The following is a 17,865-nucleotide window of genomic DNA, read 5'->3' on the forward strand; positions in this document are numbered from 1 at the left end:
CCTTATTCAAACCTGAGCGATCCACTTGCGATGGGTATGGATCGACATCAAAACCCCAAACGCTGACAGCAGCGTCACCAGCGAGGTTCCTCCGTAGCTAATGAACGGCAACGGCACCCCCACAACCGGCAACAGGCCACTGACCATACCGATGTTGACGAAAACGTAAACAAAAAACGTCATGGTCAGGCTGCCCGCGAGCAATTTGCCGAACAATGTCTGGGCCTGGGCGGTAATCACCAGTCCGCGGCCAATCAACAGCAGGTAAATCAGCAGCAGTGCGCAGATCCCCACCAGGCCGAATTCTTCGCCCATGACCGCAATAATGAAGTCCGTGTGGCTTTCCGGCAGGAAGTCCAGGTGCGACTGGGTACCGAGCAACCAGCCCTTGCCGAACACACCGCCGGAACCGATGGCGGCTTTCGATTGAATGATGTTCCAGCCAGTGCCCAGCGGATCGCTTTCGGGATCGAGGAAGGTCAGGATTCGCTGCTTCTGGTAGTCGTGCATGATGAAGTACCACATGCCGACCGCCACCGGCACAGCCGCGGCAATCACGCTGAGAATCCAGCGCCAGCGCAGGCCGCCCATGAACAGAACGAACGCGCCACCGGCGAGAATCAGCAGCGAAGTGCCGAGGTCGGGCTGACGCACGATCAGGATAAACGGCAACCCGATCAGAAACAGACTGACGCCCACATGCTTGAGCTGCGGCGGCAAGGTGCGCTTGGACAGATACCAGGCGATAGTCGCCGGCATCAGAATCTTCATGAATTCCGAGGGCTGGAAGCGGATCACCCCGGGAATGTTGATCCAGCGCGTGGCGCCCATGGCGTTGTGGCCCATGACGTCCACGACGACCAGCAACAGCACGCCGACCACATAACCGACCGGCACCCAACGGGCCATGAAGCGCGGCTCGAATTGGGCGATGACGATCATTGACACCAGGCCGATGCCGAACGAGGTGGCTTGCTTGGCCAACAGGTCCCAGCTCTTGCCGCTGGCCGAATACAGCACGAACAGGCTGCCGGCGGCGAGGGTCAGCAGCAGGATCAGCAACGGGCCGTCAATGTGCATGCGTTGCAACAGCGTCGCGCGGCGACGCATCACATCCTCGCTGGAGAGGATGCGATCGAAATTACTCTTCACGGGCCGTAGCCTCCGCACTGATAGGGCTGGCGTATTCGGCCTTCAACCGACCGTCCTGGTCCAGAAGCCAGGCGTCCATGATTTGACGCACCACGGGCGCTGCGACGCCGGAACCGGACTCGCCGTTCTCGACCATCACCGACACCACGATTTGCGGGTTGTCGGCGGGTGCGAAGCCGACGAACAAGGCGTGGTCGCGATGGCGTTCCTGAACCTTGGAGCGGTCGTACTTCTCGCCCTGCTTGATCGCGACCACCTGGGCCGTACCACTTTTGCCGGCGATGCGGTATTGCGCGCCGATCGCCGCTTTGCGTGCCGTACCCCGGGCACCGTGCATCACCTGTTGCATGCCGTGGTTGACCTTGGTCCAGTCGGACGGGTCACGCAGGATGATGTCCGGCATCGGGTTTTCATCCTTCGGCCGCTCGCCTTCGACGGTCTTGGCCAGGTGCGGACGGTTCCAGACCCCCTTGTTCGCGACCAGCGCCGTGGCCTGGGCCAGTTGCAATGGCGTTGATTGCATGTAGCCCTGACCGATCCCCAGAATCAGCGTTTCACCCGGGAACCAGGCCTGACGCCGGGTTGCACGCTTCCATTCACGTGTAGGCATCAGCCCCGGCGACTCTTCGAACATGTCCAGCGAAACCTTCTGGCCGATGCCGAACTTGCTCAAGTACGCCGACAACCGATCGATTCCCAGCTTGTGGGCCAGGTCGTAGAAGTAGGTGTCGTTGGACCGCATGATCGCCGTGTCCAGATCGACGTAGCCGTCACCGGTACGGTTCCAGTTACGGTATTTGTGATCGTAGTTGGGCAACTGGTAATAGCCGGGGTCATACACCCGACTCGACGCGTTCACAACGCCAGAATCCAGGCCGGCAATTGCCACGGCCGGTTTGATGGTCGAGCCCGGCGGGTACAGACCACGCAACACGCGGTTGAACAGTGGTCGGTCGATTGAATCGCGCAACTCGGAATAGGCCTTGAAACTGATGCCGGTGACGAACAGGTTCGGGTCAAAACTCGGCTGACTGACCATCGCCAGGACTTCGCCGGTTTTCGGGTCCAGCGCCACCACTGCGCCACGGCGACCGCCGAGTGCAGCTTCGGCGGCTTCCTGCAATTTGATGTCCAGGCTCAGGACGATGTCCTTGCCGGAAATCGGTTCGGTACGTTTGAGTACCCGCAGCACGCGGCCACGGGCGTTGGTCTCGACTTCTTCGTAACCGACCTGACCGTGCAATTCGGGCTCGTAGAAGCGCTCGATGCCGGTTTTGCCAATTTGATGGGTGCCGCTGTAACTCACCGGGTCCAGAGACTTGAGCTCTTTCTCGTTGATCCGCCCCATGTAACCCACCGAGTGCGCAAAGTGCGCGCCCTGCGGATAGTGACGAACCAGCTGCGCGACCACTTCCACGCCCGGCAGACGGAACTGGTTCACCGCGATGCGGGCGATCTGTTCTTCGGTCAGCTCGAACAGGATCGGCACCGGCTCGAACGGCCGACGCCCCTGACGCATGCGTTTCTCGAAGATCACCCGATCCTCGGGTGTCAGCTCCAGCACTTCGACGATCACGTCGAGCACTTGCTGCCATTCGCCGGAGCGCTCTCGGGTCATGCTCAAGCTGAAGCTGGGTCGGTTATCCGCCACCACCACGCCATTGCGATCGAAGATCAAGCCCCGAGTCGGCGGAATCGGCTGCACATGGACGCGGTTGTTTTCCGACAGGGTCGAGTGGTACTCGTACTGGATCACCTGAAGGAAATACAGCCGCGCGATCAGCACACCGATCAGCGTCACGACCGCAATTGCCCCGAACACGACGCGGCCACGCACCAGACGGGCGTCTTTTTCGTGGTCCTTGATGCGGATCGGCTGGGGCATGAGGGCAGAACTACTTGTGGTAAGGGTGGCCGGACAGGACTGTCCAGGCACGATACAGCTGTTCGCCGATCAGGATTCGCACCAGCGGGTGCGGCAACGTCAACGGCGAGAGCGACCAGCGCTGATCGGCCCGGGCACAGACTTCCGGCGCCAGCCCTTCGGGGCCGCCGACCATGAAATTCACCGTGCGCGAGTCCAGCCGCCAGCGATCGAGCTCGACCGCCAGCTGCTCGGTGCTCCAGGGCTTGCCGTGGACTTCGAGGGTCACAACGCGCTCGTTCGGCCCGACCTTGGCCAGCATGGCTTCGCCTTCCTGACGGATGAAGCGCGCCACGTCGGCGTTCTTGCCACGGGTGTTGAGCGGTATTTCCACCAGTTCCAGCGCCAGCTCGGACGGAAGACGCTTGGCATATTCATGCCAGCCTTCTTCCACCCACTTGGGCATGCGTGAACCGACGGCGATCAGTCGCAGTCGCACAGCGGTCCCTTATTGCTGGTCTTTGTTGAGCTTGACGAAGTGCTCATGGGTGTTTTCCGGGCTGTGGTGAGCCGCGTTCAGAGCACGGCTCTGTTCTGCACCGGACCACAGACGCTCCAGGTCGTAAAACTGACGAGCCGACGCGGTCATCATGTGCACGATGACATCATCCATATCCAGCAGGACCCAGTCGCTGTCGCCCTTGCCTTCTTCACCCAGCGGCTTGACGCCCAGGGCCTTGACCGCCTCGCGGACCTTATCCAGCATCGCGCCGATCTGGCGGTTGGAGGTACCGGTAGCGATGATCATGAAGTCAGTGATGCTCTGCTTTTCACGAACGTCGATTACCTGAATGTCCTGGCCTTTCACGTCTTCCAGGGCCGCTACGGCAACCTTGACCAGCTCTTCGCCGCGCAGCTCAGGGCCGGTTGGAACTTCTACTGGCAGCGGGGCGCTCTTGAACGTGCCTTTGCGCTTTACTTTAGTTACGTCTTTGTTCGTCATATAAAACTCGTTTTGCTCGTATGTTCGGGCGCTTCGGTACACGCGTTCACGTGTTTTGAAGCGCGCCCTTTTTCAGTTCGACGCACGGTAGAGACCGTGCGCATCGATGTAGGCCAGGACCGCGTCGGGCACCAGGAAACGTACCGACTTACCGCTGGCCAGCAGTTGACGGATCTGGGTGGCGGATACCGCGAGCGGTGTCTGCCAGACGAATGCAATCTGTCCGCTCGGCCCTTTGAGGGCCAGCGGGTCGCTCACCGAGCGTGCCGCCAACAGATTGCGCAAGGCATCCGGCGGCTCGCTGTCGGCATCCGGGCGTTGCAGCACCAGGATGTGGCAATGCTGGAGCAACTCTTCCCAGCGGTGCCAAGTGGGCAGGCCGCAAAATGCGTCCCAGCCCAAAAGTAGAAAAACCTGGTCTTCAGCGGCCAGTTCGGCGCGCATCAGTTCCAGGGTGTCGATGGTGTAGGACGGTTTGTCCCGCTGCAATTCGCGGGCGTCCACCACCAGCGGCGCCACACCGGCCACCGCGCACTCGACCATCGCCAGACGGTCTTTCGCCGATACCTGCGGCGTACCGCGATGAGGCGGTCTGGCACTGGGTGTCAGACGCAGCTCATCGAGCGCCAGCGATTCGGCGACTTCCAGCGCACTGCGCAAATGGCCGATGTGCACCGGGTCGAAGGTTCCGCCCAGCATGCCAATGCGTCGAGGCGCAGGCTCGCTGGCGGTTACCGGGGCTGACAGGTCGAGGTCGCCCAAGTCAGTCCGACGCCTGGCCGCGCAACTGGCCATCACCGACCACGATGTACTTCTCGCAGGTCAGACCTTCGAGGCCCACCGGGCCGCGGGCGTGCAGCTTATCAGTAGAAATGCCAATCTCGGCACCCAATCCGTATTCGAAGCCATCGGCGAAGCACGTCGGGGTGTTGATCATCACCGACGATGAATCGACTTCCGCGACGAAACGCCGGGTGTCGGCAAGGTTTTCGCTGACGATCGAATCGGTGTGATGGGAGCCGTACTTATTAATGTGTTCGATGGCCTGGTCCAGCCCGTCGACCACACGGATCGAAAGAATCGGCGCCAGGTACTCGGTGTTCCAGTCTTCTTCGCTCGCTGCAACAGCCTCGATGACCGCCCGGGTGCGTTCGCAGCCGCGCAGCTCGACGCCTTTTTCGCGGAACTGTGCCGCCATCGATGGCAGGAAATCCTTGGCGATCGATTGGTCCACCAGCAGGGTTTCCATGGCGCCGCAGATACCATAACGGTAAGTCTTGGCGTTGAACGCGATGCGCTGGGCTTTCGGCAGGTCGGCATGGGCACTGACGTAAACGTGGCAGATACCATCCAGGTGCTTGATAACCGGCACGCGGGCGTCACGGCTAACGCGCTCGATCAGGCCACGGCCGCCACGGGGCACGATGACGTCGACGTATTCAGGCATGGTGATCAGTGCGCCAACGGCGGCACGGTCAGTGGTTTCGACCACTTGCACCACGGCGGCAGGCAAATCGGCTTCGGCCAGACCGCGCTGGATGCAGGCGGCAATGGCACGGTTGGAATGAATCGCCTCGGAGCCGCCGCGCAGGATGGTCGCGTTGCCGGACTTCAGGCACAGGCTGGCGGCATCGATGGTCACGTTCGGCCGGGATTCGTAGATGATCCCGATCACGCCCAACGGCACGCGCATCTTGCCGACCTGAATGCCCGACGGCCGAAAGCTCATGTCGCGGATCGCGCCGACCGGGTCCGGCAGAGCCGCTACCTGACGCAAACCGACGATCATGCCGTCGATGCGTTCCGGGGTCACCGCCAGACGCTCAAGCAATGCAGGCTCAAGACCATTGGCACGGCCAGCGGCCAAATCCAGTTCATTGGCAGCCGTCAGCTCGGCGCGAGCAGCGTCCAACGCATTGGCAGCAGCCTGCAAGGCGCGGTTTTTCTGCGCGGTGCTGGCACGGCCGATGACGCGAGAAGCTTCGCGGGCAGCGCGACCCAGGCGGGTCATGTAGTCAAGAACGGACTCAGTCATGGTCTGGAGTGGTCTTTGCTAAGGTCTTGGTAAAGAGTAAAGCGGCAGATTATAGCTGTCGCGTCCCGGGACTAACAGCGGTGACGGGCGGATGGTCGAAATGGAGGGCAATTTGCCGACGTTCAGCCGTGATTAAGCCGCAAATTGTTATCATCGCGACTCAATCAGCCCTGATAAACGCCGTTCATCATGACTAACCTGACTGTTCGCACGTCCGCGACGAGCCTGCCCAAGGGGCTCGCGGATGCATTTTTCGACAGAGATGCCCAAACGCTGGCCCGGGATTTACTCGGCAAAGTCATTCGTCACCGGGTCGGCGACCTGTGGCTCAGCGCCCGAATTATCGAGACTGAAGCCTATTACTGCGAAGAAAAAGGCAGCCACGCCTCCCTCGGCTACACAGAAAAACGTAAGGCTTTGTTTCTGGATGGCGGCCACATCTATATGTACTACGCCCGTGGCGGCGATTCCCTGAACTTCAGCGCCCAGGGTCCGGGCAATGCTGTGCTGATCAAATCCGCCTATCCGTGGGTCGATGACTTGAGCGGGCCGGCGAGCCTGGCGCAGATGCTATCGAACAATCCCGACGCCCAAGGTCGCCCACGCCCCTCGCAAAAGCTTTGCGCTGGACAGACTTTGCTCTGCAAGGCGCTGGGCCTGAAGGTGCCGGTCTGGGACGCCAAGCGCTTCGACCATGAAGTGCTGCTGGTGGAAGATGTCGGCCCGGCGCCCGTTCACATCATACAAACCACGCGCCTGGGCATTCCGCACGGGCGCGATGAGCATTTGATGTACCGCTTCGTCGATGCGGCTTACGCACCGTATTGCACGCGCAACCCGCTGCGACGGGGGCAGATCGAAGGTCGCGATTATTTTTTGCTGTAAACACAATCCCCCCGTAGGAGCTGCCGAAGGCTGCGATCTTTTGCCTTTAAAGGATCAAGATCAAAAGATCGCAGCCTTCGGCAGCTCCTACGCCGGGGTCAATTCGTAAAATGGAGTTGTTTTTATGGGCCCATGGCTCGATAGCGTGACCGGTTGGTTGACGGTCAACCCGCAATGGCTGGCCGCGGCGGTGTTCATAGTGGCCTTTGTGGAATGCCTGGCGATTGCCGGGCTGATCGTGCCCGGTACGGTGTTGCTGTTTGCCGTGGCGGTTCTGGCCGGCAGCGGCGCGCTGTCGCTGGGCGAAACGCTGTTACTGGGGTTCCTCGGCGGCGTGCTGGGCGACATCATTTCGTACTTCCTCGGACGACATTTCCATCAGAACATCCGGCGCCTGCCAGGGTTGCGCCATCATCCGGAATGGATCGCCGGGGCCGAAGCGTATTTCCAGCGCTACGGCATCGCCAGCCTGTTGGTCGGGCGTTTCATCGGTCCGCTGCGACCGATGTTGCCGATGGTCGCGGGGATGTTCGACATGCCCTTCCCGCGCTTCGCCGCCGTCAGTCTGCTGGCTGCCGCCGGTTGGAGCGTTGCCTATCTGCTGCCCGGCTGGGCCACAGGGGCGGCGATTCGCCTGCCGTTGCCGGAGGGTTTCTGGCCTGAGGCCGGCATCGTCGCCGGCAGCATCGCCCTCATGGTGGGCTTGAGCATCACCAGCAGCATGCGCCGTCATCGCAAAGCGACGATGCTGATTACTGGAATGAGCTTTCTGATTCTGGCGGGACTGTTTATCGGCTATCCGCACCTGACCGCCCTCGATCAGGGTGTGATGACCCTGGTGCAGGAACACCGCAGCCCGCTGCTCGATGAAGTGGCGGTGACGTTCACGCTGATCGGCGAGTTTCGCAACATGCTGTTGTTCAGCGCCCTGCTGACGGGTTTGCTGTTGCTCACCCGGCAATGGCGCCAGGCGATTTTCGCCGGTAGCACCCTGCTGTGCACCGCGCTGGGCAACACCGCGACCAAACACTTTTTCGCCCGTGTACGCCCGGAAGTGTTGAGCGATCCCCTGACCAGCTACAGCATGCCCAGCGGCCACGCCTCGGGCTCTTTTGCGCTGTTTCTGACGCTGGCCGTGCTGGCCGGCCGCGGACAACCACCGCGCATGCGCCTGACCTGGCTGCTGCTAGGTTGCTTGCCCGCGCTGGCGATTGCCCTGTCGCGAGTGTACCTGGGCGCCCACTGGCCAACGGATGTGCTGGCCGGCGCGATGCTGGCAGCGTGCGTGTGTGCCGCGAGTTTGTGGCTGAGTCAACGTCCGGCGCCGCTCAACGCCTTGCCACCGAAGGTCTGGTGGTTGGTGTTGCCGGCAATGGTGGCGCTGTTCGGGTTCTTCGCGTTGCGGCACTTACCGCATGCGATGTTGCGGTATGCCTACTGATCAGGCAAACAACTCACCCTGCAACTCATCCAGCAGCGCCTGAATCGCATCCAGTCGCTGCTGCGGATCATCGAGTTGCAGCAGGTCGATCTTGTCCACTTCGGCAAACGGCAACAGGTACGCCAACTGATTGGCCAATGACTGCTGCCCGGTTGCTTCAGTGCCCATGTTCAACGCTTCGACCATCGGGTGTTCGGCCAAGGCTTTGAGCAGCGCAACCAGGTCGGCGTCCTCGTCCTGCAACGGCTGCTCAGGCTCGTCTTCCAGCCACTCGACCTCGGCGACGGTCAGCTGATCGCGCTGAATTTCGGTGCGCAACACGTGGAAACGCCGTCCGCCCTGTACCCGAATACCCAGCAAGCCGTTGTCCTGCTGTTTGAAATCAGTGATCAGCGCCTCGCATCCGACCAGCGCGTAGCCCGCCGGGGCGATGCCGACCTCTTCGCCGTCGAGGATGCACACTACGCCGAAGCCGCCGCCCTGTTTCATGCAGCGACTGATCATGTCCAGGTAGCGCGCCTCGAAGATCTGCAAATCGAGGATGCAGCCAGGAAACAACACCGTGTTCAGCGGAAAAAGCGGCAAGCTCATAGACATTTCCTTACACCACCATCGACACCGCCAACGGCAGGAAAACTGCCGTGGCCACGCCCATCAGACTCATCGCCAGCGCCGCGAAGGCGCCGCATTCTTCATTTTCCTGCATGGCCACCGCAGTGCCTACTGCGTGCGCCGTCATGCCCAGTGCCATACCGCGCGCCTCAGGACTGTGCACACCCAGCCGGGTCAAAAGACTCGGCCCGAATATCGCCCCGATCACCCCGGTAATCAACACGAACACTGCCGCCAGCGCTGCAACACCACCGATCTGCTCTGCCACCAGCATGGCAATCGGCGACGTCACCGACTTCGGCGCCATGGTCATCAGGATCATGTGTTCGGCACCAAACGACCAGCCCAGCAATACGCCCATGCCAGTGGCGACGACGCCACCTATCACCAGCGTAGTAAATATCGGCCAGAACAACTGCCGAATGCGTCGCAGATTGAGGTACAGCGGCACAGCCAGCGCAACGGTCGCAGGCCCGAGCAGGATGCTGAGGATCTCGGTGCTCTTGCGGTACTCGGCATAGGTCAGGCCGCAACCCACCAATACGCCGATCACCAGCAGCATCGAGACCAGTACCGGTTGCAGAAAGATCCAGCGGGTTTTCTCGAACGCCGCCAGCACCAGCTGATAAGCCCCCAGCGTAATACCGATGCCGAACAACGGATGATGAATCACCGACGTCCAGGCGCCGTGCCAGTCGAAGATCATTGGCCGCCCTCACGATGAGCGTGACGCTTGACCATGCGCTGCATCAGCACGCCAGCGAAGGCCAGGGACAGCAACAATGACAACACCAGCGCGCCGACGATGGCCCAGAAATCTGCGGCAATGTCTTTGGCGTAAACCATCACACCTACGGCTGGCGGCACCAGCAACAACGGCAGGTAACGCAGCAGACTGCTGGCCGCGAGGCTCAGCGGTTCGCCGACCTGGCCACGACTGATCAGGAACACCAGCAGCAACAGCAGGCCGACAATCGGCCCCGGCAGCACCGGTAAAAACAAGTGGTTGATGGCTGTGCCCAGCAATTGGAACAGCACCAGCCAGGTCAGGCCACGTAACAACATCCGTCATCTCCCACCAATATCATCCCGCACAAGCGGGCCGAGCATTATAAGCACGCCAACGCTATAGACCGGCATTCGCCAAAATCATGTTCAGTTGACCGGAGCCATTTGCCATGTTGATCTAAAGTGGTAATCCGGGAGGTCAAATCCCCCCACCTCAAAAACTATAAAACCGATGAACCCAAGGAGAGTCTCAATGCCCTATGTTCCCGTTGCAGAGCTCAAAGATTATGTCGGCAAGGAACTCGGACGTTCCGAATGGCTCACCATCGATCAGGAGCGCATCAACCTGTTCGCCGAAGCCACAGGGGATTATCAGTTCATCCACGTCGACCCGGTCAAAGCCGCGCAAACGCCATTTGGCAGCACCATTGCACACGGTTTTCTGTCGCTGTCGCTGATCCCCAAACTGATGGAAGACATCCTGATCCTCCCTGAAGGGGCGAAGATGGTGGTCAACTACGGTCTGGATACGGTGCGTTTCATCCAGCCAGTGAAGGTCAATTCCAGGGTACGACTCAAGGTCGACATGAACGAAGTCACCGAGAAGAAACCCGGCCAATGGCTGCTCAAGGCCACCGCCACGCTTGAGATCGAAGGCTCGGACAAACCGGCTTACATCGCCGAGCCACTGTCGCTCTGCTTCGTGTAACCCATCCCGGATGCGAAGCAGCTCACGCTGTTTCGCGCCCTCTCCTGTTTCCTGGCTATATAAGGTCAAACAGCTGCGGCATACTCGGTCGCCTAATTGCCCGGATCCCGCTATGCGCCCACTTGCACTCCTCGCTCTGACCCTATTGCTCACCGCTTGCGGCGACGGCGAATCGCTGTTGCCCCCCGATGCCCGCTTGCCGGACGGCGGACGCTATCGCGGTGAACTGGTCAACGGATTGCTGCAAGGCCAGGGCCGCATCGATTACCCGAACGGCAGCTGGTACGCCGGCGATTTCGACAAGGGCCAATGGCATGGCCAGGGCGAATGGCACGGCAGTAACGGCGAAGTCTATCGCGGCGGATTCAATCTAGGGCTGTTCGACGGCAAGGGCACACTGACCACCAGCGGCAGCAGCTTCACCGGCGGTTTCAAAGCCGGTCGACGGGACGGCGAAGGCACCCTCAAAGAAAACGGTATGACCTACCGCGGTGAATTCAAGGCCGATCAATATTCAGGGCTCGGTCGTCTCGAACTCGAAGACGGCAGCTCGTATCAGGGCCAGTTCGCCCACGGCAAACCCAACGGCGAAGGCCAACGTGGCGACGCCAGCGGCAATCAGTTCACCGGGCATTTCGTCGACGGTCAGCTCGAAGGCAACGGGACTTTCAACAGCGCCGATGGCGATATCTATGTCGGCGGCTTCAAGAACAACCAACTGCACGGCAAGGGCCGCTACGAGAACGCCGACGGTGATGTCTGGCTCGGTCTGTTCAAGGAAGGGACACTGAACGGCAAGGGCGAGTTGATCGGCGCCGACGGCAGCCATTACATCGGCCAGTTCAGTGACTGGCGCTTCACCGGCCAAGGTCGATTGAACCTGTCCGACGGCAGCTTCTACATCGGCCAGTTCGACGGTGACAGTTACTCGGGGCGCGGTACCCTGGTGCTGACTGACGGCACGGTGCAAAGCGGTACGTGGATCAATGGCCAGCGTGTTCGAGATGCCGATGGCAAGCTGCTGCCCGACAGCCTGGAACTCGGTTTGCTGGCCCAGGGCCGTTTGCTCGACGATGCGCTATCCAACGTGCCGGCTTCGACCCCGGCAGTCGAGTTGTACACCCTGACACTCGGTGGTGACGGCAAGCAAAGCGTGTTCCTGCGCGAATCCGATTACGTCAGCAACATGCTCAGCAGTCGCTTTGGTGCGTTTGGCCAGATCCGCCTGGTGAACCATCGCGACCACCTCGTCGACCGGCCGATGGCCACCCGGGAAAACCTGCGCCGCGCCGCCGCCACCCTGGCCGAACGCAGTGGCCCGGAAGACTTGATCTTCATCTACATGACCAGTCACGGCACCAGCGAACACGAACTGGTGCTCGACCAGCCGCGCATGGAACTGTCCGATCTGCCGGCCGATGAACTTGCCGCGGTGCTCTCTCCGCTGAAAAACCGCGACAAGATCATCGTGATTTCGTCCTGTTACTCCGGTGGCTTCATTCCCGCTCTCAAGGATGAACGCACCCTGATCATGACCGCCTCGCGCGCTGACCGCGTGTCCTTCGGCTGCTCGGAAGAAGCCAACTTCACCTACTTCGGCGATGCGCTGTTCGCCCAGGCACTGAACCAGACCGACGACCTGGAGCAAGCCTTCAAACTGGCCAAAGCCACCGTCGCCGAACGTGAACTGGCGGACAGCTTCGAAGCCTCTGAACCGCAGATCTGGGCACCGAAAACCGTTCTCTCTCACTGGCAGCTGTTACGCAAGCAGCAGGCACGAAAGGCACTTCAAAGTGTCTCTATCAGCAGCACGGATGCAAAGAGCAACTAAGCTGAATAGTATCAAGGGGGAAACACTATGTACTTGACGCCTCAGCACGTACTGCTTGCCGGAGCTACCGGGTTGACCGGTGAACATCTTCTTGACCGTCTGCTCAATGAGCCAACGATCTCACGAGTATTGGCGCCCTCACGCCGGCCACTGGCCGAGCACCCCCATCTGGAAAACCCGGTCGGCGACCCTGCGGTGTTTCTGCCGCAATTGAATGGTCGCGTCGACATCGCCTACTGCTGCCTGGGCACCACCATCAAGAAAGCCGGCTCGGAACAGGCGTTTCGCGCGGTGGACCTGGACATGGTGGTGGCGTTCGCCAAACGTGCACGGGAGATGGGCGCACGGCACCTGATCGTGATCAGTGCACTGGGGGCTGATCGCAGGTCCCCTATTTTCTACAACAAGGTCAAAGGCGAGATGGAATATGCATTGCGCGCACAGGACTGGCCGCAACTGACCATTTGCCGACCTTCGCTGCTACTGGGCGAACGTATGGAACCGCGTATGGCTGAGCAATTCGCTGGGCCCTTGTCCCGCTTGATCCCGGGCAAATACCGCGGCATCGAAGCCTGCCAACTGGCCCGCGCCATGTGGCGACTGGCGCTGGAAGAGCAGGATGGGGTGCGGATTGTCGAGTCGGATGAGTTGCGCAAGTTAGGTAAGTAAGATCAAGAGATCGCAGCCTTCGGCAGCTCCTACATTGGTATTGCGTACACTTGTAGGAGCTGCCGAAGGTTCGGGCCGCGTTCGGACGATCTTTTGCTTTTTACAATCCGCCCGTCGCCTGAAAACTGACCCCGATCACCGTGAGCACCGACAGCGGCAACAGCAGCGTGTCGAGCAACGCACTGGCCGGCAGGTCGACGCCCGGATAGCTCGGGGCTTCGGCGCCGAAACGGTCCATGGCGCAGCAACCGCCATTCATGGCATACAAATCCAGACGCGTCCCCGAATACACCACCGGTGCACCAGGCTTGGCGGCATCAAGCGTTCGCGCCGTGGCGCAGCCAGCCAATTGCAGCGCCAGCACAATCGCCAGCAGCTTATTCATCGCTGGTCAGATGGTGTTCGCCCCAACGCGGCAGCATGTCCTGGGGAATGTTCAGCAGATTGAGAATTCGTGCTACGACGAAATCGATCAAGTCGTCGATGGTTTGCGGCTGATGATAAAAGCCTGGCGACGCCGGCAAAATCGTCACGCCCATGTTCGACAACTTGAGCATGTTCTCCAGATGGATGCTCGAATACGGCGCCTCACGCGGCACCAGAATCAGCTGACGACGTTCCTTCAAGGTGACGTCGGCGGCACGCTCGATCAGGTTGTTGCAGGCCCCCGTCGCAATAGCCGACAAGGTCCCGGTGGAACACGGCACCACCACCATCGCCGCCGGCGCGCCGGAGCCCGAGGCCACCGGCGACATCCAGTCTTCCTTGCCATACACCCGAATCTGCCCGGCGGCAGCCCCGGTGTATTCGGTGAGGAAGGCCTGCATCATCTGGGTTTTCGGCGGCAACGTAACATCAGTCTCAGTGGCCATCACCAGTTGCGCAGCCTTGGAGATCAAGAAGTGCACCTCGCGGTCTTCACGAATCAGGCAGTCAAGCAGGCGCAAACCGTACTGGGCGCCGGAAGCACCGGTCATCGCCAGCGTGATGCGTTCCGGGCCGTTGTTCATTGCAGCGCCTCGGCAAGTTTGCCGTGCAGGCCGCCGAAGCCGCCGTTGCTCATGATCACCACGTGAGTGCCGGGCTGGGCCTGGCTCTTCACGCGCTCGATGATGCCTTCCAGCGAATCGCTGACAATCGACGGCACCGTGCACAACGCAGCAGTAGCCCCCAGATCCCAACCGAGGTTGGCCGGCGCGTACCAGATCACCTGATCGGCATCGACCACGCTTTCCGGCAAGCCGTCGCGGTGAGCACCGAGCTTCATTGAGTTGGAGCGTGGCTCGATGATCGCGATCAATGGTGCATCGCCGATGCGCTTGCGCAGGCCGTCGAGGGTCGTCGCAATCGCCGTCGGATGGTGAGCGAAGTCGTCATAGATGGTAATGCCACGGACCTCCGCGACTTTCTCCATCCGGCGCTTGACGCTTTTGAATGCGCTCAGAGCAGCGATGCCCATGGACGGCACAACACCGACGTGGCGCGCCGCAGCCAACGTGGCCAGCGCGTTGGCGACGTTGTGCTGACCGGTCATGTCCCACTCGACCACACCTTGAGCGACACCTTCGAACATCACTTCGAATTTCGAACCGTCTTCGCTCAGCAGTTTGACCTGCCACTGACCGCCGGCTCCGGTGGTTTGCACCGGGGTCCAGCAGCCCATCTCGATCACACGCTGCAACGCCGGCTCGGTGGTCGGATGGATCACCAGGCCTTCGCTCGGAATGGTCCGCACCAAATGGTGGAACTGCCGCTCGATGGCGGGTAGATCGGGGAAGATGTCGGCGTGATCGTATTCCAGGTTATTCAGGATCGCCGTGCGCGGGCGGTAGTGAACGAACTTGGAGCGCTTGTCGAAGAACGCGCTGTCGTACTCGTCGGCTTCGATCACGAAGAATGGGGTGTCACCCAGACGAGCGGACACCGAGAAGTTTTGCGGCACACCGCCGATCAGGAAACCCGGGCTCATGCCCGCATGCTCCAGCACCCAGGCGAGCATGCTGCTGGTGGTGGTTTTGCCGTGGGTACCGGCGACGGCCAGCACCCAGCGACCTTGCAGCACGTGATCTGACAGCCATTGCGGGCCGGAGACGTAGGGCAGGCCTTTATTCAGCACGTATTCGACAGCCGGGTTGCCGCGGGACATGGCATTGCCGATCACCACCAGATCCGGAGCCGGATCGAGCTGCGCCGGGTCATAGCCTTGGGTCAACTCAATGCCCTGAGCCTCAAGCTGAGTGCTCATCGGCGGATAGACGTTGACATCGGAGCCCGTCACGTGATGGCCCAGCTCTTTGGCCAGAACCGCCATCGAACCCATGAAAGTGCCGCAGATACCAAGAATGTGAATGTGCATTAGTCGACCTCGTAAAACATGGCCGCAGGTTAGCTTAGGGTGGGAAAATTCGCACCCTTTAGCTGATGGCTTGAGATCCACCCCTCACCCCAGCCCTCTCCCCACGGGGGAGAGGGGGGGGAAAGGGAGCCGATCTCCATGCTTTTCAGGACATGAGTTCGACGCGGAATCTCAGGTCGCAATGCCTCGGCCAAACAACTCGGTCAGTCCCCTCTCCCTACGGGCGGTCCGACGTTTCGGGAGGGTTAGGGTGAGGGTTGGATTTACCTGCCTACCGCTCAATCCCGTGTTTACGCAGTTTTCTGTAAAGGGTGTTACGGCTGACGCCAAGTTGTTCAGCCGTATGAGTCATATGCCAGCGCGTCTGTTCCAGCGCATTCAGCAACGCCAGCCGCTCAGCGTCATCCAGCGGATAGTCCGACGGCTCTTCAACGGCAACAACAGGAACCGGCCGGGCCTGACGAATCATCACTGGCAAATCCTCCAGTCCGATCCGCCCACCGTCACACAGCGCGGCTAACGTGCGCAGCACATTGCGCAACTGCCGTACGTTCCCCGGCCAGGCAAAGGCCAGCAACGCCTGGCGTGCCGGACCGTCGATCAATACGGTTTCCCCGCCCGCCTCTTCGGCCAACAAAAAGTCGAGCAACTGAGACTTATCACTGCGATCACGCAGCGCCGGCAGTGCAACTTCCAGCCCGTTGAGCCGGTAATACAAATCCTCGCGGAAGCTGCCGTCCTGCACCCGTTCCAGCAAGTTACGGTGAGTGGCGCTGATGATCCGCACATTGACCGATTCCGGCTCGCCGCCGATCGGCACCACCTGACGATCTTCCAGCACCCTTAATAGCCGGGTCTGCAAAGCCAAGGGCATATCGCCGATTTCATCTAGGAATAACGTGCCGCCATCGGCCTGCTGCAACTTGCCACGCATGCCTTCCTTACGCGCACCGGTAAAGCTGCCGCCGCGATAGCCAAACAGTTCGCTCTCGATCAGGCTTTCGGGGATGGCGGCGCAGTTGAGGGCGACGAAGGCTTTTTCTGCTCGCTGGCTGGCCTGGTGGACGGCTTTGGCAAACGCTTCTTTGCCGGACCCGGTTTCGCCGTTGATCAGTAGCGGTACGTCCCGTTCGAACACGCGCAAGGATTTGCGGAAATCTTCCTGCAACCCCGTGTCGCCCAGACAAATGCCCGACAAGCGCGAAGGCTCGGCGATCACCGCACTTTGCACCACCGGCACCGGAATGCTGCGTGGCTGCCCGCGCAACAACGCAAACAGACTCCGCCCGTCTCGGGTACGCAATGGCCAACTGGCGCTGGCGTTGACACTTGCGCGGCCGAGCAAGTCATCCAGCGAGCAATCGAAAAACGCCTCCACCGGCTTACCCAGCAGCCCACCGCGAATATGCCCCAGCAGGTTCAGCGCACTCTGGTTGACCGCGCTGATCCGCCCTTCCCCGTCGAATGCCAGCAACCCTTCGCTGAACAACCCGACGGATTCGGCCTGAAGGTGAAAACGCAGCAACCACTGATTGTCGAAATAGCGCAGGAAATAGCAGCTCTCAATCATCTTCGCCGAAAGATTGACCAGGGCCATGGTGTGGAATTGGCTTTGACGCGAGACCTCGTGACGCGCCGAGGACACGTCGAGCACCGCCAGCAGTTCGCCATGCGGGTCGAACACCGGACTTGCCGAGCAGGTCAGGCCGGTGTGACGGCCGCGAAAGTGCTCGTCCTGGTGGATGGTCAGGGACTGACGCTCTACCAGACAGGTGCCAATGCCGTTGGTGCCCTCGCAGGCTTCGCTCCAGTCAGCCCCGAGCCAGAGGCCGGCGCGTTCGAAAATCTTCCGTTCGGCAGGCGCGGTGACGCAATTGAGGATCACGCCGCGGGCGTCGGTCAGCAGGACCGCGTGGCCAGCGCCGGAGAGCTGCTGATGAAGACTGGTCATTTCGCTGCCGGCGATGTGCAGCACTTGCTGCAAGCGCTCGCGGCTTTCCAGGACGCGGCCATGTTCCAGCACCGTCGGCGCCATGGTCAGGGCCGGGTCGAGGTGATAATCCTCAAGACAGCGCAGCCAGGAACGGGCAATCGACGGATCGCTGCCGGGGCCGTGCAGGTGGGATTTGCCCTGAGTGACAGTCAGGACCTGCTGGGCATGGCGACTCAAATGGTTGTCGTGCATTTCTTATTGTTCTCCCCGGGGCTCGGCGACCCGTGCTTGAGGTGACGCCCAGCATCCTCCTGCCATCGGCGCATTGCAATGCTGGCGAGACCGCTTCGTCACACGATGTGCCAGA

Annotated in this window: 18 protein-coding genes; 5 read left to right on the forward strand and 13 right to left on the reverse strand. The window is 60.9% G+C overall.

Translation table 11 applies throughout. The annotated features are described in order from the left end of the window. Window positions 1-6: 6 nt before the first annotated feature. The 6 genes from rodA to ACYZTZ_RS24395 form a co-directional block, all read right to left on the reverse strand. Window positions 7-1,110, reverse strand: coding sequence for a rod shape-determining protein RodA (rodA, locus tag ACYZTZ_RS24370; protein ID WP_046048707.1), 1,104 nt, complete (start codon window positions 1,108-1,110; stop codon window positions 7-9). A gap of 31 nt (window positions 1,111-1,141) precedes the next feature. After that, window positions 1,142-3,037: a penicillin-binding protein 2 gene (gene mrdA, locus ACYZTZ_RS24375; RefSeq protein ID WP_461999942.1), complete on the reverse strand. Its 1,896-nt coding sequence runs from the start codon at window positions 3,035-3,037 to the stop codon at window positions 1,142-1,144. Window positions 3,038-3,047: 10 nt separating this feature from the next. Then, entirely contained in the window at window positions 3,048-3,515 is a 468-nt protein-coding gene (gene rlmH / locus ACYZTZ_RS24380; protein WP_007937439.1) for a 23S rRNA (pseudouridine(1915)-N(3))-methyltransferase RlmH, read from the reverse strand. A gap of 9 nt (window positions 3,516-3,524) precedes the next feature. Next, window positions 3,525-4,019, reverse strand: coding sequence for a ribosome silencing factor (gene rsfS / locus ACYZTZ_RS24385; RefSeq protein ID WP_033054148.1), 495 nt, complete (start codon window positions 4,017-4,019; stop codon window positions 3,525-3,527). Between the two features lie 72 nt (window positions 4,020-4,091). After that, entirely contained in the window at window positions 4,092-4,781 is a 690-nt protein-coding gene (gene nadD, locus ACYZTZ_RS24390) for a nicotinate-nucleotide adenylyltransferase (RefSeq protein ID WP_259696405.1), read from the reverse strand. Window position 4,782: 1 nt separating this feature from the next. Further along, the gene (locus ACYZTZ_RS24395) at window positions 4,783-6,054 is read right to left on the reverse strand and encodes a glutamate-5-semialdehyde dehydrogenase (RefSeq protein WP_461999943.1); all 1,272 of its coding nucleotides are present in this window, start codon (window positions 6,052-6,054) and stop codon (window positions 4,783-4,785) included. A gap of 189 nt (window positions 6,055-6,243) precedes the next feature. Between ACYZTZ_RS24395 and ACYZTZ_RS24400 the strand changes: the two genes are divergently transcribed. Together ACYZTZ_RS24400 and ACYZTZ_RS24405 are read left to right on the forward strand one after the other, a co-directional pair. After that, entirely contained in the window at window positions 6,244-6,939 is a 696-nt protein-coding gene (locus ACYZTZ_RS24400) for a DNA-3-methyladenine glycosylase (protein WP_461999944.1), read from the forward strand. Between the two features lie 124 nt (window positions 6,940-7,063). Then, the gene (locus tag ACYZTZ_RS24405) at window positions 7,064-8,380 is read left to right on the forward strand and encodes a bifunctional DedA family/phosphatase PAP2 family protein (protein WP_461999945.1); all 1,317 of its coding nucleotides are present in this window, start codon (window positions 7,064-7,066) and stop codon (window positions 8,378-8,380) included. Here ACYZTZ_RS24405 and ACYZTZ_RS24410 read toward each other — a convergent pair whose 3' ends face one another. From ACYZTZ_RS24410 to ACYZTZ_RS24420, 3 genes are read right to left on the reverse strand one after another with little or no spacing between them, the layout of a single operon-like run. Then, on the reverse strand, window positions 8,381-8,971 hold the full coding sequence (locus ACYZTZ_RS24410; protein ID WP_008152802.1) for an LON peptidase substrate-binding domain-containing protein: 591 nt from the start codon (window positions 8,969-8,971) through the stop codon (window positions 8,381-8,383). Window positions 8,972-8,981: 10 nt separating this feature from the next. Then, on the reverse strand, window positions 8,982-9,698 hold the full coding sequence (locus ACYZTZ_RS24415; RefSeq protein WP_056744547.1) for an LrgB family protein: 717 nt from the start codon (window positions 9,696-9,698) through the stop codon (window positions 8,982-8,984). After that, entirely contained in the window at window positions 9,695-10,057 is a 363-nt protein-coding gene (locus tag ACYZTZ_RS24420; RefSeq protein ID WP_461999946.1) for a CidA/LrgA family protein, read from the reverse strand. Before ACYZTZ_RS24420 ends, ACYZTZ_RS24415 begins: the two co-directional genes overlap by 4 nt. A 196-nt stretch (window positions 10,058-10,253) precedes the next feature. Between ACYZTZ_RS24420 and ACYZTZ_RS24425 the strand changes: the two genes are divergently transcribed. The 3 genes from ACYZTZ_RS24425 (at window position 10,254) to ACYZTZ_RS24435 (ending at window position 13,209) form a co-directional block, all read left to right on the forward strand. Next, window positions 10,254-10,709 carry a MaoC family dehydratase gene (locus tag ACYZTZ_RS24425; protein ID WP_008152797.1) on the forward strand — a complete coding sequence of 152 codons (456 nt, stop codon included), beginning with the start codon at window positions 10,254-10,256 and terminating at the stop codon, window positions 10,707-10,709. A 112-nt stretch (window positions 10,710-10,821) separates the two neighbouring features. Further along, a complete protein-coding gene (locus ACYZTZ_RS24430; RefSeq protein WP_461999947.1) occupies window positions 10,822-12,540 on the forward strand; it encodes a C13 family peptidase in 1,719 nt (572 codons plus the stop codon). Between the two features lie 27 nt (window positions 12,541-12,567). Next, window positions 12,568-13,209: an oxidoreductase gene (locus tag ACYZTZ_RS24435; protein WP_461999948.1), complete on the forward strand. Its 642-nt coding sequence runs from the start codon at window positions 12,568-12,570 to the stop codon at window positions 13,207-13,209. Window positions 13,210-13,309: 100 nt separating this feature from the next. Here ACYZTZ_RS24435 and ACYZTZ_RS24440 read toward each other — a convergent pair whose 3' ends face one another. The 4 genes from ACYZTZ_RS24440 to ACYZTZ_RS24455 all read right to left on the reverse strand — a co-directional run bounded on the left by ACYZTZ_RS24440 (window position 13,310) and on the right by ACYZTZ_RS24455 (window position 17,750). Next, window positions 13,310-13,594 (reverse strand): YceK/YidQ family lipoprotein, encoded by a 285-nt coding sequence (locus ACYZTZ_RS24440; protein ID WP_046055560.1) that lies wholly within the window; start codon window positions 13,592-13,594, stop codon window positions 13,310-13,312. Beyond that, on the reverse strand, window positions 13,587-14,219 hold the full coding sequence (gene ubiX, locus ACYZTZ_RS24445) for a flavin prenyltransferase UbiX (RefSeq protein WP_008152788.1): 633 nt from the start codon (window positions 14,217-14,219) through the stop codon (window positions 13,587-13,589). Before ubiX ends, ACYZTZ_RS24440 begins: the two co-directional genes overlap by 8 nt. Continuing rightward, the gene (gene mpl, locus ACYZTZ_RS24450) at window positions 14,216-15,565 is read right to left on the reverse strand and encodes a UDP-N-acetylmuramate:L-alanyl-gamma-D-glutamyl-meso-diaminopimelate ligase (protein ID WP_461999949.1); all 1,350 of its coding nucleotides are present in this window, start codon (window positions 15,563-15,565) and stop codon (window positions 14,216-14,218) included. Before mpl ends, ubiX begins: the two co-directional genes overlap by 4 nt. 271 nt (window positions 15,566-15,836) lie before the next feature. Beyond that, window positions 15,837-17,750: a sigma-54-dependent Fis family transcriptional regulator gene (locus ACYZTZ_RS24455; protein WP_461999950.1), complete on the reverse strand. Its 1,914-nt coding sequence runs from the start codon at window positions 17,748-17,750 to the stop codon at window positions 15,837-15,839. Between the last annotated feature and the right edge of the window lie 115 nt (window positions 17,751-17,865).

Source organism: Pseudomonas sp. LB3P58, assembly GCF_054897895.1.

Bases quoted from the DNA above. Each gene is read 5' to 3' on its own strand.
- ACYZTZ_RS24415 (WP_056744547.1), bottom strand. From the start codon at position 9,698: ATGATCTTCGACTGGCACGGCGCCTGGACGTCGGTGATTCATCATCCG.
- ACYZTZ_RS24440 (WP_046055560.1), bottom strand. From the start codon at position 13,594: ATGAATAAGCTGCTGGCGATTGTGCTGGCGCTGCAATTGGCTGGCTGC.
- ubiX (WP_008152788.1), bottom strand. From the start codon at position 14,219: ATGAACAACGGCCCGGAACGCATCACGCTGGCGATGACCGGTGCTTCC.
- rsfS (WP_033054148.1), bottom strand. From the start codon at position 4,019: ATGACGAACAAAGACGTAACTAAAGTAAAGCGCAAAGGCACGTTCAAG.
- ACYZTZ_RS24425 (WP_008152797.1), top strand. From the start codon at position 10,254: ATGCCCTATGTTCCCGTTGCAGAGCTCAAAGATTATGTCGGCAAGGAA.
- mpl (WP_461999949.1), bottom strand. From the start codon at position 15,565: ATGCACATTCACATTCTTGGTATCTGCGGCACTTTCATGGGTTCGATG.
- rodA (WP_046048707.1), bottom strand. From the start codon at position 1,110: ATGCGTCGCCGCGCGACGCTGTTGCAACGCATGCACATTGACGGCCCG.
- ACYZTZ_RS24395 (WP_461999943.1), bottom strand. From the start codon at position 6,054: ATGACTGAGTCCGTTCTTGACTACATGACCCGCCTGGGTCGCGCTGCC.
- ACYZTZ_RS24435 (WP_461999948.1), top strand. From the start codon at position 12,568: ATGTACTTGACGCCTCAGCACGTACTGCTTGCCGGAGCTACCGGGTTG.
- ACYZTZ_RS24420 (WP_461999946.1), bottom strand. From the start codon at position 10,057: ATGTTGTTACGTGGCCTGACCTGGCTGGTGCTGTTCCAATTGCTGGGC.
- ACYZTZ_RS24430 (WP_461999947.1), top strand. From the start codon at position 10,822: ATGCGCCCACTTGCACTCCTCGCTCTGACCCTATTGCTCACCGCTTGC.
- mrdA (WP_461999942.1), bottom strand. From the start codon at position 3,037: ATGCCCCAGCCGATCCGCATCAAGGACCACGAAAAAGACGCCCGTCTG.
- ACYZTZ_RS24400 (WP_461999944.1), top strand. From the start codon at position 6,244: ATGACTAACCTGACTGTTCGCACGTCCGCGACGAGCCTGCCCAAGGGG.
- ACYZTZ_RS24405 (WP_461999945.1), top strand. From the start codon at position 7,064: ATGGGCCCATGGCTCGATAGCGTGACCGGTTGGTTGACGGTCAACCCG.
- ACYZTZ_RS24455 (WP_461999950.1), bottom strand. From the start codon at position 17,750: ATGCACGACAACCATTTGAGTCGCCATGCCCAGCAGGTCCTGACTGTC.
- ACYZTZ_RS24410 (WP_008152802.1), bottom strand. From the start codon at position 8,971: ATGAGCTTGCCGCTTTTTCCGCTGAACACGGTGTTGTTTCCTGGCTGC.